At 60.5% G+C, this 22,107-nt stretch carries 16 protein-coding genes and 1 pseudogene; 4 read left to right on the top strand and 13 right to left on the bottom strand.

Annotated features, from left to right (window positions below):
- Positions 1-92: 92 nt before the first annotated feature.
- The gene (locus QR290_RS05960) at positions 93-410 is read left to right on the top strand and encodes a DUF3509 domain-containing protein (RefSeq protein WP_115076597.1); all 318 of its coding nucleotides are present in this window, start codon (positions 93-95) and stop codon (positions 408-410) included.
- Here the strand turns inward: QR290_RS05960 and QR290_RS05955 are convergent.
- Positions 407-907 carry a phosphate-starvation-inducible protein PsiE gene (locus QR290_RS05955; protein WP_115076596.1) on the bottom strand — a complete coding sequence of 167 codons (501 nt, stop codon included), beginning with the start codon at positions 905-907 and terminating at the stop codon, positions 407-409. The genes QR290_RS05960 and QR290_RS05955 overlap by 4 nt on opposite strands.
- 293 nt (positions 908-1,200) lie before the next feature.
- Here QR290_RS05955 and QR290_RS05950 point away from each other — a divergent pair.
- Positions 1,201-1,458: pseudogene (locus tag QR290_RS05950) on the top strand (YebG family protein); the annotation flags it as partial.
- Positions 1,459-1,611: 153 nt separating this feature from the next.
- Here the strand turns inward: QR290_RS05950 and QR290_RS05945 are convergent.
- Complete coding sequence (locus tag QR290_RS05945) at positions 1,612-2,631, bottom strand: Glu/Leu/Phe/Val dehydrogenase family protein (RefSeq protein WP_011332519.1); 1,020 nt, start codon at positions 2,629-2,631, stop codon at positions 1,612-1,614.
- Positions 2,632-2,815: 184 nt separating this feature from the next.
- On the opposite strand from QR290_RS05945, the gene QR290_RS05940 reads away from it, so the two are divergent.
- Positions 2,816-3,619, top strand: coding sequence for a SirB1 family protein (locus QR290_RS05940; protein ID WP_115076594.1), 804 nt, complete (start codon positions 2,816-2,818; stop codon positions 3,617-3,619).
- Here the strand turns inward: QR290_RS05940 and QR290_RS05935 are convergent.
- The 4 genes from QR290_RS05935 to hmgA all read right to left on the bottom strand — a co-directional run bounded on the left by QR290_RS05935 (position 3,543) and on the right by hmgA (position 8,272).
- The gene (locus tag QR290_RS05935; RefSeq protein ID WP_115076593.1) at positions 3,543-4,940 is read right to left on the bottom strand and encodes an MFS transporter; all 1,398 of its coding nucleotides are present in this window, start codon (positions 4,938-4,940) and stop codon (positions 3,543-3,545) included. The genes QR290_RS05940 and QR290_RS05935 overlap by 77 nt on opposite strands.
- 77 nt (positions 4,941-5,017) lie before the next feature.
- Entirely contained in the window at positions 5,018-5,656 is a 639-nt protein-coding gene (maiA, locus tag QR290_RS05930; protein ID WP_289204533.1) for a maleylacetoacetate isomerase, read from the bottom strand.
- 12 nt (positions 5,657-5,668) lie between these two features.
- Positions 5,669-6,973 carry a fumarylacetoacetase gene (gene fahA, locus QR290_RS05925; protein WP_115076591.1) on the bottom strand — a complete coding sequence of 435 codons (1,305 nt, stop codon included), beginning with the start codon at positions 6,971-6,973 and terminating at the stop codon, positions 5,669-5,671.
- A 3-nt stretch (positions 6,974-6,976) separates the two neighbouring features.
- Positions 6,977-8,272, bottom strand: a complete 1,296-nt coding sequence (gene hmgA, locus QR290_RS05920) for a homogentisate 1,2-dioxygenase (protein WP_289204532.1) — start codon at positions 8,270-8,272, stop codon at positions 6,977-6,979.
- Between the two features lie 163 nt (positions 8,273-8,435).
- Between hmgA and QR290_RS05915 the strand changes: the two genes are divergently transcribed.
- Positions 8,436-9,218 (top strand): IclR family transcriptional regulator, encoded by a 783-nt coding sequence (locus QR290_RS05915; RefSeq protein ID WP_289204531.1) that lies wholly within the window; start codon positions 8,436-8,438, stop codon positions 9,216-9,218.
- A 12-nt stretch (positions 9,219-9,230) separates the two neighbouring features.
- On the opposite strand, the gene QR290_RS05910 is transcribed toward QR290_RS05915, so the two are convergent.
- The 7 genes from QR290_RS05910 to QR290_RS05880 all read right to left on the bottom strand — a co-directional run bounded on the left by QR290_RS05910 (position 9,231) and on the right by QR290_RS05880 (position 22,006).
- Positions 9,231-12,680 (bottom strand): dermonecrotic toxin domain-containing protein, encoded by a 3,450-nt coding sequence (locus QR290_RS05910; RefSeq protein WP_289204530.1) that lies wholly within the window; start codon positions 12,678-12,680, stop codon positions 9,231-9,233.
- 162 nt (positions 12,681-12,842) lie between these two features.
- A complete protein-coding gene (locus QR290_RS05905) occupies positions 12,843-15,389 on the bottom strand; it encodes a LuxR C-terminal-related transcriptional regulator (protein ID WP_289204529.1) in 2,547 nt (848 codons plus the stop codon).
- Between the two features lie 139 nt (positions 15,390-15,528).
- Positions 15,529-16,896, bottom strand: a complete 1,368-nt coding sequence (locus QR290_RS05900) for a DUF1329 domain-containing protein (protein WP_207985063.1) — start codon at positions 16,894-16,896, stop codon at positions 15,529-15,531.
- 23 nt (positions 16,897-16,919) lie between these two features.
- Positions 16,920-18,713, bottom strand: a complete 1,794-nt coding sequence (locus QR290_RS05895) for a DUF1302 domain-containing protein (RefSeq protein WP_115076585.1) — start codon at positions 18,711-18,713, stop codon at positions 16,920-16,922.
- A gap of 544 nt (positions 18,714-19,257) precedes the next feature.
- Positions 19,258-20,169: an SDR family oxidoreductase gene (locus tag QR290_RS05890; RefSeq protein ID WP_007957229.1), complete on the bottom strand. Its 912-nt coding sequence runs from the start codon at positions 20,167-20,169 to the stop codon at positions 19,258-19,260.
- A 152-nt stretch (positions 20,170-20,321) separates the two neighbouring features.
- Positions 20,322-21,224 carry an alpha/beta fold hydrolase gene (locus tag QR290_RS05885; RefSeq protein ID WP_289204528.1) on the bottom strand — a complete coding sequence of 301 codons (903 nt, stop codon included), beginning with the start codon at positions 21,222-21,224 and terminating at the stop codon, positions 20,322-20,324.
- Positions 21,224-22,006: a class II aldolase/adducin family protein gene (locus QR290_RS05880; protein WP_007957227.1), complete on the bottom strand. Its 783-nt coding sequence runs from the start codon at positions 22,004-22,006 to the stop codon at positions 21,224-21,226. The genes QR290_RS05885 and QR290_RS05880 overlap by 1 nt, the downstream gene beginning before the upstream one ends.
- Positions 22,007-22,107 lie beyond the last annotated feature (101 nt).

Below are 22,107 nucleotides of genomic sequence, written 5' to 3'. Positions count from 1 at the left end.
CAGGACCACGGAAGGGCCGATGGTCAGGTTCGGCGAACCAACCCGATCAAGGCCGGTCAACAACTGCACGTTCAATCAGGCGGTGACGCATCATGGACAATCCTTTTCAGATCATTACCGATGCCTTCGCGCCGGACTATCAGATCAACCTGAGCATTCAAGGCCTCGACGGCAGCATCATGCTGACCCTTTCCAACAGCGGCCGGATCGTCGCCAAACGGATGATCAGCGCCGAACAGCGCAACGACCCCAAGCGCCTCAAGCGACTGGTGCAAAGCATCCAGTTCGGCATCGCCATCGAACAGGGCCACAGCGCCATGGCGATTCTCGATGCCATGACCCGCGGCGACGGAGTCGCTCCGCCACCGCGTCAGGCCAAACATCAGCCCCGGCCAACTGCCGGCCTTTAAAGTTCGCCTTTTTCCACTTCTGGATGTTCACTGGAACCCGTGCCGATCTTGCGGTGCGGGTTGTCGATTTTCACCGAAGGGAATTGCGACGAGGCGTAACGCACCACCAGGATCGAGAACGCCAGCAGCAGAATCCCGCCGCACAGGTAAATGATGCCCATGTCCGGCGGGTTATGGTGCGAGACGTTGGAGATCAGCAGGCGCGTCAGTGCAGTGATCGCCACGTAGATCAGGAAGCGCACCGGCATGTGGTTGGTCTTGAAATAAATCCCGACCATCGCCCCCAGTTCCAGATAGATGAACAGCAACAGAATGTCATCGATCTTGATGTGCCCTTCCTCGAGCATCCCGAGAAACTCCATCACCGCCGCCCACGCGGTCACCGCACCGATGGCGAACAGCGCCAGGTAATGGAAGGTCTCGACGAACAGGTTGCCCAGGGACTCGGCCAGTTGATGCACGTTTTGCCGCAGTTTCTCGGCCCAGTTGATTTTCACGATGAAGGTTCCTTAGCCCGGTTCGAGCGGATGTTGCGTGCTGGACGTGACGGTTATTGCGCACGTACGCAGATGCATGCAGAAAAGAGGCCACGCCATCATGGCGAGGCTGCGCAAAACCCGCGCCGTGGCGTTTGGTCGCACCTGCGCACAGACGCCGGGCTGACAAAATCCGAATCCGGTCTACATTGAAAAGCCACTACCCAAAGCGCAGGGATTCGCTTATCCTTTTCGCTGTATATAGATACAGTAGTCGCAAAGACAACTTAATGTGAAGGCATGTGAGGTGGTGAATGGCCGTCGAAGTGGTATACCGCAGCAGCCGAGATCTGGAGCGCTTGTTCATGGATAAAGCCGAAGCTGACCGTCATGACAAAATGCTCGAACTGGCCGAACTGTTGGCCGAGGTGCTGGAAAAAGCCGTTCCTTCGTTGAGCGAGCAGCAAGTGGAAGAAGTCGGGATCTACATGGCGAAGAACCGCGATGTGTTTGCCCGGGCGTTCAAGAGCCAGCCTGATGCCCTGTCGGAGCTGATCAACGCACCGGCCGCACCGGTTGTGGCAACCGAGCCAGCAGACGTGGCTGAACCGGCAGAAGCGCCAGCCAAACCTGCAAAAGCGGCGAAGGCTGCGAAGTAAGCGACACTTGAATTGAATAGCCCCTGAGTTGAAAGACTCAGGGGCTTTTTCATGTCCGGGAAATCTTCAGCGGTACAACACCTTCTCCGCCAGCTCGTCCGCCACCCGCGCGGGTGAACGTTTTTCCGCTTGGGCGTGGGCAAACACTTCGGTCAGCCGTGAGCTGATTTTCGAAAGGTGCGCGGTGATGGTCGTCAGCTCTTCGCCCCGATGCTTGAGGGAAACGTAGATCAGCCCGCCGGCATTGATCACGTAATCCGGCGCATACAGGATGCCGCGCCGTTCCAATTGATCGGCGACGTCCAGGTGCGTCAGTTGATTGTTAGCCGAGCCCGCCACCGCCGAGCAGCGCAACTGCGTGACCGTGTGGCTGTTGAGCACACCGCCCAAACCGCACGGCGCGAGGATGTCGCACGGCGTGCTGAGCAACGCGTCGTTGGCGATCGGATGGGCGTTGAGCTGCTCCATCGCCAGTTGTACTTTGCCGTGGTCGATATCGCTGACCAACAGTTCGGCGCCGGCAGCGTGCAGCTGTTCGGCCAGTGCATAACCGACATTGCCCAACCCCTGAATCGCCACGCGCAAGCCTTCGAGATTGTCGCTCCCCAACCGTGCCATGGCCGTGGCGCGAATTCCGGTGAACACGCCCATCGCCGCGTGCGGCGCGGGGTCGCCGGCCGAGGTGGTGCTGGTGACATGTTGAGTCTGCTGGGCGATGCAATCCATGTCCGCCACCGAAGTGCCGCTGTCGATGGCGGTGATGTAGCGCCCGTCGAGCTGATCGATGCAACGCCCGAAGGCTTCGAACAATGCGGCGCGGTTTTCCACATGGGCCGGCCGCACGATCACGGCGACACCGCCGCCCTGAGCGAGACCGGCCAATGCGGCCTTGTAGCTCATGCCCTGGGCCAGGCGTATGGCGTCCTCGACCGCGGATTCGTCGTTCGGGTAGGCAAGATAACGACACCCGCCCAGGGCTGGCCCGAGACGACTGTTATGAATGGCAATGACCGCCTTCAATCCGGACACCGGATCAACGCTAAGGTGCAGCGATTCCAGGCGAGTGCTTTGCATGAGAGCGAACATCGGCAGGCTCCCGAATCACTTCTGGTAGACGCCAGTATAGGCTTGCGCCTGAAAATTGCTGAAGCGTGCCGGAATAAGCGCCGCCACCGATCAGAGGGTTGTGGCATAACCCGATGGCAGAGCGGCCCGACACTGGACGAATGGCAAAGACGGGGCTAAAACGAGGCATGCCCCGGAGATTTAGATGAGTCCGCGCCAACGTTTCTTCGATTGTCTGCACCGTTCACCGCCCGCGCTGTTCGAAGCCGCGTTGTGGATGGCCGCCGAACACGACAAACAAGCCGATCCCGAAGCGCTGTTGCAGGAATTCAAGGAACTGCAGCAGCGAGTCAGCTATGGCTTGCCGTTGCTGCCGGTCAGCGAGCTGGCTCAACCGCTGCTGCGGCGCATGACCGACCTCGGTTTTGCCCAGGATGATTTCGTACCGCTGCGCCCGCAGGCCGCGATGGTGCATAAAGTCATGCAGAGCAAACGTGGCCAGCCACTGGCGCTGGCACTGATCGCTCTGGAACTGGCCCGTGGCCTGGAAATTCCGCTGGTGGGGGTCAACTTCCCCGGGCATTTCCTGCTCAAGGTTCCCGGGGCCGATCACCTGCTCGATCCGTGCGGCGGACGGCGTCTATATCCGAACGATTGCCGCGAACTGCTGCATCGCCAGTACGGCCACCAGATGAAACTCAACGCCGACCACCTGCTGACTGCGGAGCCTGTGCAGATGCTTCAGCGTCTGTCACGCAACCTGCGCCAGTTGCACCTGACCCACGACGACTTCATCGCGGCGCTGATCGATGCCGAGCGCGTGCTCGAACTGGGCAACGCCAGCGCCGCCGATTACCTGGCCCGGGCCAGTCTGTATCAGCGCCTCGATTGCCCGAACGCCGAGCGTTTCGATCTGGAGCACGCGCTATTGCTCAGTGACGACCCGATTCAGCGACTTCGCCTGACGGAACGGCTGGGGCATCTGCCGCCGAACGCGGTTGTCCACTGAACAGCGCAATGGCTGGCGCACGCACCTGAATGATCAGCAACGCCGCGATCACCGCCGGAATCGCGCAGAAGAAGAAAATCTGCTCCACCGGAATATGCATCGCCAACAGCAGGCTGCCGAACAGCGGCCCGAGAATCGAACCGAACCGCCCTACTCCCAACGCCCAACCGGTGCCGGTGGCGCGCACGTGGGCCGGATAGAAATTGCTGGCGAACGCATTGAGTGTCAGCTGTCCGCCGATGATGCAGAACCCCGCCGCAAACACACAAGCCACCAGATAACGCGGGTTGTCGTGATTCAGGCCTAACAAAATCGTGCACACCGCCGCGCCAGCCAGCACGCCGGACAGCAGCCGCACCTTGCTTTTCAAACGGTCGGCGAACCACGCCATGCAGATCGCTCCCAACGTGCCGGCGAACAGGAACATCGACGTCACCAGGTTCGCTTCGTTGAGTTTCAGGCCACTCTCCAGCAGCAGCGACGGCAGCCAGCTGATCATGAAATACAGCAGGATCAGGCTGACGAAAAACGTCGACCAGATCAGCAAGGTCGGGCGTGCGTAACCATTGCGGAACAACTCCACCACGGTCAGTTTGCTGCCCTGCTCGCGCTCATTCTGCTCGACCGATGCGGCCGGTGGCTGCCAGTCTGGCAGCATCCGCGCGGTGACTTTGCGCAGGCGCGCATAAGGCGGCGCGTCACGTAGAAGACGCGGCAAGGATTCCGGCAGCATCCACCAGAGGAACGGGAACAGCAGCAACGGCGTGACGCCGCCGGCGAGGAAAACTGCTTGCCAACCGAAACGGTCGATGAAGCCGGCAGCAACAAAACCACCCGCCGCCCCGCCAAAGGAGAAGCCGCAGGCGGCCAGCGTCACCATCAATGTGCGCAGGCGTGGCGGTGAATATTCCGACATCAACGCCATGGCGCTGGGCATCGCGCCGCCCATGCCGATTCCGCAGATGAAACGCGCGATCATCAGGGTATTCAGGGAATCGGCGAATACCATCAGCACGGTGAGACTGGCGTAGATCAGCACGCAGGCGAGCAGAATCCGTCGCACGCCGAAGCGGTCGGCCAGCGGCGTCACGGCGAGCGAGCCAAGCGTCAGCCCCAGCAGGTTGGCGCTGAACACCGGGCCGAACGCGGATTTTTCCAGGCCCCAGTCCTGCGCCAGCGCCGGCACCACGTAACCGAGCACCTGGGCGTCATAGCCGTCGGTGACCAGCAGCAAGGCGAGAAGAATCAGGAGCAACCACTGAAAGCGGGACACAGGACGGGCGTCGAGTGCCGCCCGAAAGCTGGCAATCTGGTTGTGCATCGCAAGGTACCTGTTTTTATGATTTTTTTGCGGGTAACCGGAATGGCTCCCGTGCGCTGCACGGGAGCCATCAAATGCTACTTCGGCGTGTCCGGCTGATTCGCCGGATGCGCCGCAATAAACGCCGGATGTTCAGCCGCCAACGCAGCCACCCGACGAATCCGTGGATACGCCTCCAGCGATACGTTGAAGCGCTCGGCCGCGTACAGCTGCGGAATCAGGTACACGTCCGCCACACACGGCCACTCGCCGAAACAGAAGCCACTGTCGCCGATCAACTGCTCCACCGTCGCCAGCCCCTGACTGATCCAGTGAGCGATCCACTCGTTGACCTGCGGCTCGTCATGCCCCAACCCGCGCAGGCGATTGAGCACGCTGACGTTGTGCAGCGGATGCACGTCGCAGCCGATCACCGCCGCCACGCCACGCACCTGTGCGCGGGCAACGAGGTCTTCGGGCAGCAGCGGCACCTGTGGATAACGTTCTTCCAGGTACTCGATGATCGCCGGCGACTGAATCAGCAACTTGCCTTCGTCAGTGCGCAGCGCCGGCACCCGGCCCTGGGGGTTGATCGCCAGGTACGCCGGTTGCCGATGCTCGCCACCGGGCGCTGCGATCAGGTTGACCGGCAACGCCTGATAGTCGAGGCCCTTGAGTGCCAGCGCGATCCGCACCCGGTACGACGAGGTGGAACGGTAATAGGTATAGAGATCCATGAACCGCTCCTGTCAGCGTGCCGCCAGCACGGTGCCACGGCATTCGCCGAAGCCGATCGAGGCAAAACCTTCGCGGGCGCAGCGGGCGCGCAGGATGATTTCGTCGCCATCTTCGAGGAATTTGCGCACTTCACCGGACGCCAGTTCGATAGGCTTTTTGCCGCCCTCGGTGATTTCCAGCAGGCTGCCGAACTGACCGTTTTCAGGGCCGGACAAGGTGCCAGAACCGAACAGGTCACCGGCCTGCAACTGGCAGCCGTTGACGCTGTGGTGCGCAACCATTTGCGCGACGGTCCAGTACATGTAGCGGGTATTGCTCAGGGTCAGGCGATGGGCGGGCAGGTTCTGCTCGCGCATTTTCTCGGTGAGCAGCAACACTTCCAGCTCGATATCGAAGCCACCGCCCTCCTGATCGCGTTTGTCGAGCAGATACGGCAGTGGCTGCGGATCGCCTTGCGGACGCGCCGGTTGCGCGGCGCGGAATGGCGCCAGCGCTTCAGCAGTCACCACCCACGGCGAGACGCTGGTGATGAAGCTTTTGGAGAGGAACGGGCCGAGCGGCTGGTATTCCCAGGCCTGGATGTCACGGGCCGACCAATCGTTGAGCAGGCAGAAACCGGCGATGTGTTCAGCAGCATCGCCAATGGCAATCGGCTCGCCCATTTCGTTGCCCTGACCGATCCAGATCCCCAGTTCCAGCTCATAGTCCAGCCGCGCGCACGGGCCGAAGGTCGGCTCGGTCGCACCGGCCGGCAGGGTCTGGCCTTTCGGACGGCGCACGTCGGCACCGGAGGCGCGTACGGTGGATGCACGACCGTGGTAGCCGATGGGCACGTGTTTGTAGTTCGGCAGCAGCGGGTTGTCCGGGCGGAACAGTTTGCCGACGTTCTGCGCGTGTTCGATGCCGACGTAGAAGTCGGTGTAGTCGCTGATGCGCGCGGGCAGATGCAGTTGGCAATCGGCGGCCAGCGGCAACAGTTTTGCGCCTTGGGCTTCAATGTTGCCGCGATGAGTGCTGCCTTCGCTGAACAGTTCCAGCAGACGTTCACGCAGGGCAACGCGGGCATCGCGGCCGAGCTCGAAGAAGGCGTTCAACTGACCGCCGCGCATGGCTTCGACAGCGCTGCGCGCGGCGCCGTCAAACAGCCCGGCCTCCAGCGCCACCTGCAGATCGAAGATGTGTTCGCCAATCGCCACGCCCGCGCGTGGCGCCGAGCCGTTTAGGCTGAACACGCCCAGCGGCAGGTTCTGCAGCGGGAAATCGGTGTGGCCGTTGGCCGAAGCGACCCAACTGCGGGTGATGGAATTCTGCGTCATGGGTTATCTCCGGGTCGGGTCGAACGTGGCGGGCAGCGTGGCCCAGCAGGCGTCGTAAGTGGATTGCAGTTGCGGGCAGTCAAGGGCGAAGCGGCTTGGGCGCAGCACCTGGCTGGTCTCGAACATGAAGGCCATGGTGTTGTCGATCTTCGCCGGTTTGAGGTCCGCGTTGATGGCTTTGGTGCAGGTCTCGCCGTCCGGGCCGTGGGCGCTCATACAGCTGTGCAGGGACGCACCGCCGGGCAGGAAGCCTTCGGCCTTGGCGTCGTATTCGCCCTGGATCAGGCCCATGAACTCGTTCATCAGGTTGCGGTGGAACCACGGCGGACGGAAGGTGTTCTCGGCCACCATCCAGCGCGGCGGGAAGATCACGAAGTCGAGGTTGGCCAGACCGTGGACGCTGGTCGGCGAGGTCAGTACGGTGAAGATCGACGGATCCGGATGATCGAAACTGACGGTGCCGATGGTGTTGAAGCGGCGCAGATCATATTTGTACGGCACGTTGTTGCCGTGCCAGGCGACCACGTTCAGCGGCGAGTGATTGAGTTCGGTGCCCCACAACTGGCCGAGGAATTTCTGCACCAGGGTGGTCGGTTGTTGCAGGTTTTCGTAAGCAGCAACCGGGGTCAGGAAGTCCCGCGGATTGGCCAGGCCGTTACTGCCGATCGGCCCCAGATCCGGCAGGCGCAGCGGCGCGCCATGGTTCTCGGCGACATAGCCGCGCACTTGCGGATCGAGCAGTTCGACGCGGAACTTCAGGCCCCGTGGCAGCACGGCGATTTCCAGCGGCGCCACTTCCAGCACACCCAGTTCGGTGGCGATGCGCAAGCGACCCAGTTGCGGCACCAGCAGCAACTCGCCGTCGGCGTTGAAGAAAACGCGTTCCATCGAACGGTTGGCGCAGTAGTGATAGATGCTGATGCCGGCCGGTTTTTCGGCGCCGGAGTTGGCCGCCATGCTCACCAGGCCGTCGATGAAATCGGTGGGTTCGGACGGGATCTCCAGCGGGTTCCAGCGCAGGCGATTGGGAGTCACTTCACCCAATGGGCCGCCCGCCAGTTGCCGCTCGAGTTTGACGAATGCCGGGTGATTGGCCGACGGCTGGATCCGGTACATCCAAGTGCGCCGCGCTTCGCTGCGGGTCATGGTGAACGCGGTGCCGGAGAACAGTTCGGTGTACAGACCGTAAGGGGCTTTCTGCGGGGAGTTCTGGCCGACGGGCAGTGCGCCGGGCAACGCTTCGGAGCTGAATTCGTTGCCGAAACCGGACTGGTAAGCCAGGGCTGAATCGAGGTTCATGGAGCCTCCTGAACAGGGAGTCGGCATGGCCGGACGCTCTGGGTCAGAGGTCTTGGCACGCCGGGGTTATTTTTATCGTAATTCAATTACGCATAACGTAATTTGCTCGCTATCCAGCGTCAAGCTATAAAGACGCCCATTCGTTCCGAGACACGGCAGCACCATGGAAAAAACCAGCGACAGCAACGGCAAACAGAAAGTCCGATCCGCCGAAGTCGGCACCGACATCCTCAAGGCCCTGGCCGAGTTGTCGCCGTCCACTTCGCTGTCGCGTCTGGCCGAACATGTGCAAATGCCAGCGAGCAAGGTGCATCGCTATCTGCAGGCGTTGATCGCCAGCGGTTTCGCCGAACAGAACGCCGCCACCAACCACTACGGCCTCGGCCGCGAAGCGCTGCGCGTAGGCCTGGCCGCACTCAACAGTATGGACGTGCTGAAACTCGCCGCCCTGCCGCTGGCCGAGTTGCGCGACGAACTCAACGAAACCTGTTTCCTGGCGGTGTGGGGCAATCAGGGCGCGACCGTGGTGCACATCGAACCGGCGGTGCGCGCGGTGACGGTGGTGACACAACTGGGCTCGGTATTGCCGCTGCTCAGTTCCTCTACCGGCCTGGTTTTCGGCGCGTACCTGCCGCATCGGGAAACCGATGAATTGCGCGAACAGGAAATCGCCAGCGGCGGCCATCCGTTGGCGGATGAAAAAGCTTATTCGGCGCTGTGCGAACAGATCCGCGAACGCGGTCTGCATCATGTCCATGGCTTGCTGATGCCCGGCGTCGATGCCCTGTCGGCACCGGTGTTCAACGCCCTCGGGCAGATCGCGGCGGTGCTGACCATCGTCGGCCCGACCTCACTGTTCCACGCCGACGAAAACGGCCCGGCGGCGCAGCGGTTGCTGGCAGCGACGCGGGCCGTGAGTTGGCGGATGGGGTATCAGCCCGTCTGAAAGATTGAATGATCAGCCGACGATATGGGTCTTGCTGTCCGCAATCACATGGGGAGAAACCGCTGCGGTGATGTAACCGATCCCGACCGGCACGCCGGTCGCGGTCGATACGATGTCCGCAATATCCTTGACCCGTGTCAACGCGCCCACCGCCGAAACCGATCCGCCAACACCGGCGATCACGCCGACGTACAAGAGGATGGAGCTTCTCCAGGCCGAGGCCAGATGGTTCCTGCCTGCGTCGTCATCCCCCAGGCTGTAGGCAACGATGCCCTGAACGATCGACCTTGTGATCCGTACGATACTGGCGACCAGTCCCACCGGCGGTACAAACAGCGAGACGATATCCACCGCCAGCTCCGTGACCACCAGCACCGTGTTCCAGAAACGCTCGGCAGGCGTGGTCGTTTGATGATCGACATCGCTGAGCACCCGCGAAACCATGCTGTCGAACTCGAACTTGAAATGAGTCACGGCGTAACTGCTGTTCAATGCAGGTGCAGGGAGGGTGTTTGCAGCTTGCTGACAACGAATGACGAAATTCTGCACGACAGCTCGGTGCTCCAGCCTTGCCAGTGCAATGACGTGATTGCCCAGGCTGCCGCCCTTGAGTCCCAGCGTCAGCGATTCGAGCGGACGAAAGCTCAAACCGTCTGGTGCCTTGGGAATGTAGACAAGCAGTTGCAACTTCCCCGCCACACGGCGTCCGAACGTGTAAGCACCCTCGATGCGTCGCCCCTCAAGGGTCAGCGTATAAATACCTTCCTGCGGGGTGGTTCCGGGTTTGAACGGTTCCAGCTCATGAGGGCGGTCATGATCCAGCCCCTCGACCAGTCCCGCCAACCAATTGAACTGCTCGGAGGACAGGGAGCCCTGCATCTTTTGAGTCACTGCAGCCTTGAGCATTTCGTTTTGCTTGACCTTGCAGAAGAGCTTCGCCTTCAGGCTCTGCTTCGGGGAATTGGCGAAATGGTCAACCAGATGCCACTCATACGCCATGGCCGGTTTCAGGCTGATCAAGGCCCTCACAACGCTCGCATTCAGATTTCCCAGCGAAGCACCATTTCTGGAGGCAAATGCCACCTGACCATCGCTTGGCCAGAGCTGCCATTGAATGAACAGTTGAGTAAGCGTCATCCACTCCTGCCCACGCACCTTGACGTTCACTTGATCAGGATCGATCAACGGGTGTTTCGGGTCAGCCCCTCGCAGATGACGGTTCAGCCTATCCATCACCAGGTCTCGCGAAAACGACACCATTGTGGGGATATTCAGCTCATCTTTTGACACTTCGTAGATCGCCTTGAACTCGGTATTCAGCCGGGTGAGCAGCTCACGATCCTGCGCCGCCGCGTTCCGGTACCAGACGGGTGTGGCCACTTTTTCCTCAGCGACTTCCCAGTCGATGATCCTGTGGATGGCCTCCGTCAGCGGGACATCATCCGGCCCTTGAGTCCATTGCACCAGTGTCACGTCCCCCCACCACCATGGCTGGAATACCGGGCCCGGTTCGCTGAAGGAAAGGTAGTCCTTCTCGAATTCCGCACGATTTTCGCTGAATGCCTGACCGGTCAGGAAGTCACGGTCACGCGGCTCGAATCCCCAGGCAATGAACTGTCGCTTCAATGCCGTCAGATCGGTGAACTCGAACCACTGCTGCCCTGTCGGTGCGCCGGGTGCATAAAGGACATGCCTTGAGTGATCAGGCGCCGCGCCTTTCGCACGAAAGGCAAGCATGTCCCTGAACGGTTTGTAGTAAGGCCGGAAAGCAACACCCGATGCCTCCATTTCCGGTTTCCCGAGCAGATACCGCTGCACCATATCCTGGGCCTGCGGGCTGATGTGTTTTTGCAGGATCGCGGCGAAGTTACTGACGGCAATCTGCTGTTCCAGCACTTTACGCATGGCTTCCCTGACCGACGCCCGTCCAAAGCGGTCATTGCGTTCATTGGCGTATTGCACCCGCAAATCAAACTGGCGGATGGCGCGTTCGATATTGGACGCGGTCAGTCGCGGGTTGTTGTGAAACGCCTCGAACTTGATCGAGTACGCAGCCCCCTTGTCATGCACGCCGTACATGAACAGCTGGGTCAGGGTTTTACGCTCGATATGCTCGATACGCCGGCTGCCCATCGGCAGCGAATGTTGCACCGTCACCCAGACCGTATCAGGATCCACACGTTGGGTATCGTCTGCGCAAATATGAGTTTCGACAACACCGCGCACATATTCCTGGAATGAAGACACCCCGCCCATCGACTCATGCAATGCCACCTGACTTCTGAACAATCCCTTTTCCATCGAGGCGAAAACTTCCTGATGGGCGGCGGGAGCATCCTTGAGCCATTGCGGCCGATTTTTTTTGTTCATCAGGATCAGGAGGTGGGCAATGCGTCCCTTTGCGGCATCGCTCACTGTCTGCTGACGATGCACCGATTCGATTGACTGAATGACGGCCTGCAGATCCGCGCCCGTTTTTTCCAGTTGGCGAAGGTACCAGGTCACGTCTCTCTGCTGCTGTTCAAGCAACTGGGCCGTGAGGATGTGGAAGAGTTCACCCTGAATGTTCAGATAACGGATGTCCGGAACCTGCCTGACCTGAGCGGCGTCCTCCAGGGCAACACCCTTGAGCAGTTGCAGCCGGCTGTCCGGGTTGCTCAGACGCTGCTCCAGAACACGCTGCATGATGGTCGATGTACGGAATGTTTCCAGGCCGTTCACGTGAGTGTAAAGAACGACCCATTCGTCATCGCCCGGTATCAGTTCAGAGACCGAGCGGCCAGAGAGGTAAGTGACAAAGCAACCGGCCAGCGTCGCGAATCGACCGTTTTCCAGTTGCAGAGAAACACTGTAGGCCGGCGTCATGGATGCGCCCCTTATGAAGACGGCAAAACTTTCCTCTACTTCCGGTCGTACGCCTTGCAACTGCACTGTCGCACTCAATTCCTGCCAGAACAGCGCTGCACAGACATCCTGAAGTTGACGGCTGCGCGACGGCAGCTCGCGCCCCTTGTCATCCTTGCCCGAAGAAGCGGCCCAGTATTGCGCCAGCAAGGGCGGGTACTGTTGTGCCAGCGAGCCCAAGACATTGCCGATCAACGAGCCGACAGCAACCACGTCCAGACCCCGGATCCGGTCCTCATCATCCGTAGAGTCGGGCCAGTCGTAGACGCCGTATTGGCTGGCGTCATACACGGGTGCCCGGCCCAGCGCCAGGCACTGCATGACTACGTCCATGACCAGCCCGGTCGGTTGCGGATTAACGATTTCCTGATTTCGAGCAGTGATGTAAGTCTTGCTGATATAAATGTCCGGCAGCAATGTCTGAAGTTCTTTTAACATCATCTCCTGCAAAAACGATTTGAACGAAGGCACCCCTCCCAGCATGCGTTCAAACTCTACAAATCCCTGATCGACTTTACTCAGACCTGTTTCAAACAAATTTTTTTCCATGACACTCATAAACAAACTCCGTCAATACACATTACTACCAGGCAATACAACATCACCCGAAACGTGTAATTAACTTAGCTTGAGAAGCACCCACACAAACACCCACCACATTTTACGAAGTATTGAAAACTTCCGATCGCCAACCTGACCTACAACTTCATTAACTGACAATTAACTGCACAACCCCAGCATTCTCGCCCGCGCCACGGCATGCGTCCGACGTTCCACGCCCAACTTGGCGTGAATCCGTCGGACATGAGTTTTAACCGTATGCAATGAGATGAACAACTTGTCAGCTATTTGTTGGTTGGAACTTCCTGAAGCAATCAATTGCAGAACCTGAGACTCTCGCAAACTCAATGTACTTTCATCGCCGCTTTTATCTGAAAGTTTCTTTCCCTGGAGCAATTCAACCCAGGCATCCGGCACTTGTTCTTCAAACTTCAGCAACAATCGCGAAAAATTGAAATGACTGGCCAATGTCCGGCCTCTTTCAAAATACTGCCGGGCAGATTCCCGTTCATCGAACAACAAAGCCACCTCACCCATTGCCAGCAACAGCTCGGCTTCGAGAACAATCATCCGATTTGCTTGAGCCTGCTCCAACAGGCACTGCAAACGCGCCATTGGTTGCAGTGCCTGATGCAACCGGGTCTCGGCCAGAATCAGCAAACACTCGATGCGCGGGACAAGCTCCAGCGTCGCAGGCGGTGCTTGTCGTGCGTGGGGGCCACGAAAGTGCCGAAGTACCCGAGTCAAGGCCTCCCGGGCCAGTTCGGGCCTCCCTTGTTGTAGCCAGAATTCGCTGCTGACCTGCAACAGGATGCTGCGATAGACCGTGTCGGGGATTTGCCGCTGCTGCATCAACCGTTCGGCATCGCGCAGACGCATGAAGGCTTGTGGGAAATCCCCCTGATCGGCAGCCAGTTGAGCCAGCCCCAGAAAGCCGTAAAGCACACGCTTGTCAAAGCTGCGCAGACAGTCGTCGAGCCCCTGTTGAAAGAACTCGGCTGCCCGTTCCTGCTGTCCCAGGCTTAGCGCCAGTCGCCCGCGTCGCAGAGCGATACGGCCCAGCAGCGGCGTCGGTCGCTCGACGGACAATCCGAGCATTTCGCAGAGATTGGCCAGCAGCTCTTCGGCTCGGGCGGCCCCACCACGCTGTTCGAGCACTTGGGCATGATCAAGCTCCAGCAATGCCTCGAACAGCAAAGAGCCCTCTGCCCGGGCGAGACGAAGGGCTTCACGATTGATCGAGTGAGCCAGTTCCAGATCACCGCACAGCAACGCCTGTTGCGTACGGCCTGACAGGCACAACAGACGCGCCGTCCAGGCCTGTGGCGACAGCTCGTTCAAGGCTTGTTCGAAATGCTCGCGCGCCTCGTCCATGTGCCCTTGCAAGTGCAGCAACCAGCCTTGCTGAGCCTGCCAGCGGGCAATCAATTGCCGCTGCTGGCCCGCCGACGGTGGCGGCAGAAAACGTGACAGTTGCCCGATGCAATCGCCCGCCTGGACAAATCGTCCGGCAAACAGCAGCGCCGCCGTGACCAGCCCGACCAATTGCGCCGAACCCAGCAACAGTTCCTCGCCGCGTTGTTCATAGAGACGCAGCAACAGCACGACCGTCTGCTCCTCGAAAAGGTGCTCGAAACTGAAGTGTTGCAACAGACTCACCGCAACCTCGTACTCGTCGGCCAGCAACGCCTGCTCGAAGGCGCATTTCCAATGCTGCCCGGCAGCAAACCACTGACAGGCCCGACGATGCCATGAGCGCCCGGCAGGCCAGGGTTCATCACGCATCAGGCGTGACAGTGGAGCACACACCTGCAACCAGTCCGGTGATCCTTGCCAGGGTTCGATAAAGCATCCCAGCGTTTGCAGGCTGCGCATCCATTGCGCCCCGTCCCCGGCACCGAACAGGTGATCGCACAGGCTGGCATTGAATCTCGGCAAGTGCGCCAGTACCCGCCAGGCTTCGGCCAGTTCCGGGCTCAGGCCGCTGAACAGTTCGTGTTGCAGATAGTCGAGCAAAGTGTCCATGCGTTGCTGCGGCAAGGTCTTTTGCGACCAGTCGCACTTCTGCATCATCAGTATCCGCACTCCGGCGCACCAGCCACCGCTGCGTTGATGAATACGAGCAGCCACACTGTCAGCCTGGGCCGGCGGCAAGTGACGCAACACCTGTACGATCTCGCTCTGGGTCAACGCCAGCGTTGCGCCTTCACATTCGTACAGCGCGTCATCCAGCAGCAGGCGTGGCCAGTTGCAGGGTGGACGGCGCCGCGTACCGATCCACCATGTCAGGGCCGGACTGCTGATCGCCAGCATTCGGTCGAGCAGTGCATCCAGCGCAGGTTGCGGACTCCGGCAGTAATCGTCGATCAATATCCAGGTGGCCGAGGACCGCTGCGCCAGTTCAAAAAGCAACGAAGCCTCGTCCGAGGCGGTCAGTCCCATCGCACCCGCAAGCCGTTCGCAAAGTTCGCTGACGCTCAAGGACGCCCCTGCCAGCGGCAACCAGCAGACGGTGCAATTGCCGGGCGCCTGCAGCAGGCATTCGGTGAGCAGCGCGGTTTTGCCGCTGCCGGCCGGCGCACAGATCAGTTTGACCCGTGCCGTCGACTCAAGCAGTGCACCGCAAAGTCGCGGACGCGGCAGGTGATGGGGAGACAGTCTCGGAGAAAAATCTGCTCGATTCAGACAGGGTGTCATGGCGGTCATCGGGTGCGCCTTCTTATCGTTGTACGCTCACCCTAGACCTCTCCCCGGCGCTTGTTGACGAGTATTCAGTACGCTGATTGGCGCCCATAAAAAAGGCGACCGTACGGTCGCCTTTTGCCTTGCCAATGTATCGAAACCCTTACCGTACGCCCTCGGCGCGCAGGGCTGACGGCGTGTAGTCGGCGGCCTTGGCTTCGAAGCCGAACTCGAAGCTGTGCTTCTCTTCGTTTTTCATCCCCAGGGCAATATAACGACCGGCGATGATGTCGTAGAGCGCTTCCAGCGTGTAGGCCTGGGCCTGGTGATCGTAGTAGTACTGAGCGTGTCCTTCAGCCACTCGCCACAGTTGCCCGCGACCGTCGTAGTGATCGGCCAACGCCACTTGCCAGCTGTCCTCGTCGATGTACATGTGGCGCTTGGCATAGATGTGCCGCTCGTTCGGTTTCACCGTGCCGACCACCTCCCAGACCCGGTGCAGCTCATAACGGGTCAGGTCCTGATTGATGTGACCTGCCTTGACGATGTCGTCGTACTTGAGGCTCGGCGAGTCGAGCTTGTAGCTGTTGTACGGAATGTACATCTCCTTCTTGCCGATCAGTTTCCAGTCGTAGCGATCCGGTGCGCCGGAGAACATGTCGAAGTTGTCCGAGGTACGCAGGCCGTCGGCAGCCGTGCCCGGCCCGTCATAAGCGACCTGCGGCGCACGGCGCACCCGACGCTGGCCGGCGTTGTAGATCCATGCCAGGCGCGGCTCCTTCACCTGGTCGAGGGTCTCGTGCACCAGCAGCACGTTACCGGCCAGACGCGCCGGGGCGGTCACCGACTGCTTGAAGAAGGTCAGGACGTTGGCGGCTTTTTCCGGATCAAGATCCTTCATCAGTTGCGGCACGGCGATCTCTTCTTCGAAGCGGATCGGCGTGTAGCTGCCGTTGGTCTGCGGGGTCACCTGAGTGATGATCCGTTTGACGTTGCCGCCGTGATAGCGGGTGATGTGGTTCCACAACACCTCGACCCCGTTCTTCGGAATCGGAAAGGCGTAGTAGCGATTGCCGGTGAAATTGGCCAGACCGTTACCGTCGTTGATCGTGGTGACGTTGAGCGCGCTGCGCTTGGCCGACTCATAGATTTCCGGTGGTACCGCTACGGTGCGATGGGTCGGATAGACCGGAATCTTGTAGGTTTCAGGGTAGCGCTTGAACATCGCCACCTGGCCGTCGGACAGCTTGTCCTTGTACTTGTCGACGTTGGCGGCGGTGATGGTGAACAGCGGTTTTTCGCTGGCGAACGGGTCAGCCAGAAAGCCCTTGCTGTCGACCGCACCGGCGTTTTTCGGGATACCGCCGGTCCAGGCCGGAATCGAGCCGTCAGCGTTGCCGGCCTTCTCGGCGCCCAGCGGCGTCAGGCTGGTGCCGAGCTTGTTGGCTTCGTCCGGCGATACCGCCGCGATCACGTTGGCGGCCAACAGGCTCAGGGCCAGGACACCGCATTGCAGAATCATCTTGCGCATTGCATTCATCCTTCTCGGGCAGATCAGAAGTTCACACCGAAGCTCAGGGCCACGAAGTCACGGTCTTCGAGGGTGTTGTAGTCACCGCCGAAAAAGTCGGTGTAACTCAGGCTCGCGGTGTAGGTGTTGCGGTAGTCGGCATCGACCCCGACGCTGACGGCCTTGGCGCCTTCGTTGAACAGACCGTTGGGGCCATAACCGGCAACGTCGTGGGACCAGGACAGGTTGGGTTTGAGGTTGATCCCGCCGATCACGTTGGCGTAATCGAGGATCGCCCGGGCGCGATAGCCCCAGGAGGTGGAGGTGACGAAACCGTCGGTGTCACCGCCGAAACCGTACTGGCCGTAGACCGAGTCGCGGCCGTAACGCAGCTTGCTGCGCGACTCCAGCCCACCGACCCGCACCACCGCCGCTTCACCGACCAGGGTCAAGCGTTCCGCGCCCCAGACTTGATCGAAAAAGTGCGTCAGCGTGCTCTGGATCTGCGTCACTTCCTTGCGCCGGTAGCCCTTGTTGTCGGCGCCCGGCGAGGTGGCCAGCGGCGATGCGGCACCGCCGGCAATCGGATTGAGGAGCGCCAGGGTCAAGTCGTTGGTGTTGACCTGCACCGGCGCGTTGGGCCGGTAGCTGATCTCGCCGGTCCAGGCGGTGCCGGTCGGCAGCGTGGTGGAAAAACTTGCGCCGTACAGGCGGATGTCTTCCGGATATTCGAGGTAGTACTGACCGCGCCCGAGCATCACGCTTTGCGCCAGACCCGATCCGCTGCCGGGTGCCAGACCGTTTGCGATCCCGACCATGCCCGGCAGCGCCGCGAGGGTCGACAGGCCGGCAGTGCTGGTGCCGACGGTCGGTGTGCGGCTGTGATAGTTCATGAAGTAAAGGCCGTACTCGGTGTCATCGCCGAGCCAGCGCAGTGCCGTGCCCCATTGACCGGAATCCCGCGCATCGCGATCGCCGCCACGGGGCACGATCACACCTTCACGGGTGACCTGGATCGGCTGGCCGAAGGCTGCCGTCAGCGGCGCCAACGGGGCGATCGCCGGGCTGCCGACGGTGTAGCCGTTGTTGCAGCCATCCGCCGCCACGTCGACACCGAAGAAGGTCCCGCAGTTGTCGAGAACGGTCTGATCCCATTCCAGTTGATAGAAGCCCTCGACCGTCAGTTGGTCGGTCAGCCCTTGAGAGGCGAACAGCATGTTCACCGGAATCAGCCCTTCCTTGATCTCCGCACCTGGCCGGCGGAACGCCGAGACGTCGATCGGATTGATGCTGTTGATCGAGTTGCCGATGAAAGTACTTTCGCCCCAGCTCACCACCTGTTTGCCGGCGCGCACGGTGCCCGGCAGATCGGCGATGGAATAGTTGTGATAGATGAACGCATCGAGAATCTGCGCGCCAGACGACTTGGCGCCTTCCTTGCGGCCCTTGTCGCTGATCGGCTTGAACTCGCGGTCTTCGTCCTTCAGTTCGAAGTCGTACCAGTACTTGCCGCGCACGAACACACCGGTGTCGCCGTACTTCAGTTCGAGGTCGTGGATGCCTTTGAAGATCTTGGAAAAGGTCTCGCCCTTCTTGAAGTTCAAACGCCCGTCATCACCGGTGGAAGACTGGCCGGTTCCGCCGTTGACCGTCCCCACCAGCGACTTGTCGGCATCGCGCATGCCCCAGCTCGCACCGACCGACAGCGACGAATCGAAGGTGCCTTCGATCTCCCCGATATTGAAAGCGACCGCGTGTGCCTGGGCACAGCAACCCAAGGCCACCGCAGCGGCGAGCGCGTGCGGCGTGAAGATGGCGCGCATTGTTGTTTTTGTCATGCGTCTTCCCCGGTGAGTGACAGAAGGCCCCACCCTACTGCCGCTACACGGTGACGATAAGCGCACCAAGGAGGTATTCGCGCTGTCGCTCGAAAGGATGAATCCCCGCCTGCGGCAAGGCTTTGCGCCCGCCATGAACAGGCTGGATGGGCCACTATCATCGCAACGGATAATGACGACCCGGTGCGCGCCACTGTTGCATGCCCCGTAACAGTGCATGTCCGGAATCGCTATTTTTCCCGGAGGCGCCAGCCCTTATTCTGAGCGGGCTTTCACGGCAGACCGCCAGCAAGCACGAAGTCCGCGACCGAGTCGTCGGCAACCGATTTCTGATGGACCGAAGCGTTTTTCGATCCATCGCCCCGGTGTTCACTGACGTTGATTTGTAGCTCCTTGATCCAACGTCTTACCTTGGCCGCTGCGTTTGCAGCGGCCTTTTTTATGGGCGATGTTTTTAGGCGGGAAAACAGCGACAGAGGCTCATGAGACGAGCGCTCAAAGGGGAAAGCAGGACCGGGAAAGTCCTGCCGAATAACTCAAGGAATCAGAGCGAATACTTCTGCAGATTCCCCATCATTTCCTTCAGCGCCTCGATGTTGTCCTTTGGATGCGCCGCGCCTTCAAAATCACAGATTTGTTGCCAGTGCGCCGCGACGTCTTCCGGGGAAAACCCGACGCGAGGATCGAACCCTGCGCCCAGGCTGCGCTCCCAGCGCACCTTACCCATCCAGCCGCCGCCGACTTCGAACAGGCCGGAGGTTTCCTGGCATTGTTCGCTGGCCAGGTACACCACCAGCGGGCTGACCAGTTCCGGTTTGAGTTGTTCGAACACTTGCGGCGGGATCAGGCCTTCGGTCATGCGTGTGCCGCCGGTGGGGGCGATCGCGTTGACCAGAATGTTGTTCTTGCGACCTTCAATGGCCAGGGTGCGGGTCAGGCCGTAGAGACCCAGTTTGGCCATGCCGTAGTTGGACTGGCCGAAGTTGCCATAGATGCCCGAGGTCGATGCGGTGAAGATCACTCGCCCGTAGTTTTGCTCACGCATGTGCGGCCACGCGGCGCGGGTCACCTTGTAGGCGCCTTCGACGTGGACGCGATAGACCAGATCCCAGTCGGCGTCTTCCATTTTGTGGAAGGTCTTGTCGCGCAGGATTCCGGCGTTGTTGACCACCACGTCGACACGACCGAACACGTCGAGCGCGTTCTGCACCAGTTTGTCACCGTCGGTGACCGAGTCATGGTTGGCTTCGGCGATACCGCCAGCCTCGCGGATTTCCGCTACCACGCGATCAGCGGCCGAAGCGTTGGCGCCTTCGCCCTGGGTCGAACCGCCAAGGTCGTTGACCAGCACTTTGGCGCCCTGTTTGGCGAACAGCAAAGCGTGAGCGCGCCCCAGGCCACCACCGGCTCCGGTGACGATCACGACTTTATCTTCGAAACGCACAGACTCATTCATCGGGGCAACTCCAGCAGGCCTGAGGGACAGTGTCCCTGAGTGTCAGGCACGACGCGCTCGGTCACAACGAACACGGCTGAGGCTGAATGGTGCGCGATAAGGCTGGGGGATGATGAAAACGTGCCGAGGCGCCAGGCGCCTGCGGCAAGAATTCAGGAACACGCCACCTTGCGTGGTGGCAACACGAATTGATCGCGAAACTCGAGGTAGTGTTTGAGCACCTGAACCGGCGCCTCGGTTTGCGGGTAGTGGCCGATGCCCGGCAACAGCACGGTGTCCGCATCGGGAATAAGCTCGCGATAACGCTCGACCATGTGCGCCCCGGAAATCGGATCGACTTCGCCATCGATCACCCGCAGCGGCACCTCGCCACGCTGCATCGCCGCGACCCAGCGATCACGCTGAACCCGACGCTCGGGAATGTAGTGAATCAGCTTGTGCATGACTCGCTGCCCGCGATTGCATTCGATCAGGCTCCAGAAATCATCCATTTCGCTTTCGCTGGGACGGGTGTCCGGGCCGAAGATCTGATGGAAACTTTTCACCAGCGCATCGCGGGTGAAGGCCCGACCGATCATCCAGCCCAGCGGGCTGAGCAGCAGTTTTTGCGTCAGCAGCGGCCGGTGGGTTTCCGGGAACAGACCACCGTTGAGGAACACGCAACTGGCGACCTCAATCTGATCTTCGTAATGTCGGGCCAGCAGTTCCTGGGCAACACTGTCGCCGTAGTCATGGGCCAGAATATGCACCGGTTGCTCGACTTGCAGGTGCGCCAGCAAGGCCTGTTGCAGATCGGCCTGCTCCAGCAGGCTGTAGTTGTGATTCAGGGGCTTGGCCGAGTCGCCGAAGCCGAGCATGTCGCAGGCAATCACCCGGTAGCGCTGGGACAGCGGTTGCCACAGGTAATGCCAGTCCCAACTGGCCGTCGGAAAGCCATGGATCAACAGCAGCGGTTCGCCCTGCCCGGCCGTCCAGTAGCGGATCGGCTGACCACGGAAGACAAACGTCTGGCTGCGCTTGCGCCAGGCACTCAGCGGAATCTCGGCGAGAGGCATTAGAGTTTATACCCCGGGTCTTGTTTATCGAGTTTGCGCAGCAGCGCCGGCCAGGCCAGCGCGCCACCCATGCCTTGAGCACTTTTGGTGACGCCGGCGATCATCGCCTTGGCGCCGGCCAGAATCTGCGGTTCGATGGCGATCAGTTCGGCACCGCCGGTCTGCGCCATGACCTGGATGTCGCAGGCGCGCTGGAAGGTGAACATCATCAGGAAGGTATCGGCGATGGTGCCGCCGCAGGTCAGCAGGCCGTGGTTGTGCAGCATCAGGAAATTGCTGTCGCCGAGATCCGCCTGCAACCGCGCTTTCTCTTCATGGTTGAGCGCCACACCCTCATAGGCGTGAAAGGCCAGGCTCGACAGCACGAACAACGACTGCTGACTGATCGGCAACACGCCCTGCTTCTGCGCCGACACCGCGACACCGGAAGCGGTGTGGGTGTGCAGCACGCAGGCCACGTCGTGCCGCACTTCGTGCACGGCGCTGTGGATGGTGTAGCCAGCGGGATTGATTTCGTAAGGGCTGTCCATGAGTTTGTTGCCGGCCTGGTCGACCTTCACCAGGCTCGACGCGGTGATCTCATGAAACATCAGACCGAACGGGTTGATCAGGAAGTCTTCGGTGCCGGGCACCTTGGCGGAAATATGGGTGAAGATCAGATCGTCCCAGCCATGCAGTGCGACCAGACGATAACAGGCGGCCAGATCGACCCGGGTCTGCCATTCCGCGGCACTGACCTGGTCTTTGACGTTCACGGACGAAGGGACGGGGGCTACGCTCACTGTATGCACCTCTGCGTTCTTATTGTTTTTGCGTGTGTCAGCAGTCTAGTCAGCCCGTGACCGTCGCGTAGTTGCATTGGCAGCCAGCTTGATGACTGAAC

Origin of the sequence: Pseudomonas fluorescens, from assembly GCF_030344995.1 — a bacterium.
Lineage (GTDB): Bacteria > Pseudomonadota > Gammaproteobacteria > Pseudomonadales > Pseudomonadaceae > Aquipseudomonas > Aquipseudomonas fluorescens_BF.
Note: the sequence above shows the minus strand (reverse complement) of the source record. Positions and strands in the feature narration are given on the sequence as shown.

Excerpts from the sequence above, each read along its gene's own strand:
- QR290_RS05960 (WP_115076597.1), top strand. The coding sequence starts at position 93 with ATGGACAATCCTTTTCAGATCATTACCGATGCCTTCGCGCCGGACTAT.
- QR290_RS05945 (WP_011332519.1), bottom strand. The coding sequence starts at position 2,631 with ATGTTCGCTCTCATGCAAAGCACTCGCCTGGAATCGCTGCACCTTAGC.
- QR290_RS05940 (WP_115076594.1), top strand. The coding sequence starts at position 2,816 with ATGAGTCCGCGCCAACGTTTCTTCGATTGTCTGCACCGTTCACCGCCC.
- QR290_RS05935 (WP_115076593.1), bottom strand. The coding sequence starts at position 4,940 with ATGCACAACCAGATTGCCAGCTTTCGGGCGGCACTCGACGCCCGTCCT.
- maiA (WP_289204533.1), bottom strand. The coding sequence starts at position 5,656 with ATGGATCTCTATACCTATTACCGTTCCACCTCGTCGTACCGGGTGCGG.
- fahA (WP_115076591.1), bottom strand. The coding sequence starts at position 6,973 with ATGACGCAGAATTCCATCACCCGCAGTTGGGTCGCTTCGGCCAACGGC.
- hmgA (WP_289204532.1), bottom strand. The coding sequence starts at position 8,272 with ATGAACCTCGATTCAGCCCTGGCTTACCAGTCCGGTTTCGGCAACGAA.
- QR290_RS05915 (WP_289204531.1), top strand. The coding sequence starts at position 8,436 with ATGGAAAAAACCAGCGACAGCAACGGCAAACAGAAAGTCCGATCCGCC.
- QR290_RS05910 (WP_289204530.1), bottom strand. The coding sequence starts at position 12,680 with ATGAGTGTCATGGAAAAAAATTTGTTTGAAACAGGTCTGAGTAAAGTC.
- QR290_RS05905 (WP_289204529.1), bottom strand. The coding sequence starts at position 15,389 with ATGACCGCCATGACACCCTGTCTGAATCGAGCAGATTTTTCTCCGAGA.
- QR290_RS05900 (WP_207985063.1), bottom strand. The coding sequence starts at position 16,896 with ATGCGCAAGATGATTCTGCAATGCGGTGTCCTGGCCCTGAGCCTGTTG.
- QR290_RS05895 (WP_115076585.1), bottom strand. The coding sequence starts at position 18,713 with ATGACAAAAACAACAATGCGCGCCATCTTCACGCCGCACGCGCTCGCC.
- QR290_RS05890 (WP_007957229.1), bottom strand. The coding sequence starts at position 20,169 with ATGAATGAGTCTGTGCGTTTCGAAGATAAAGTCGTGATCGTCACCGGA.
- QR290_RS05885 (WP_289204528.1), bottom strand. The coding sequence starts at position 21,224 with ATGCCTCTCGCCGAGATTCCGCTGAGTGCCTGGCGCAAGCGCAGCCAG.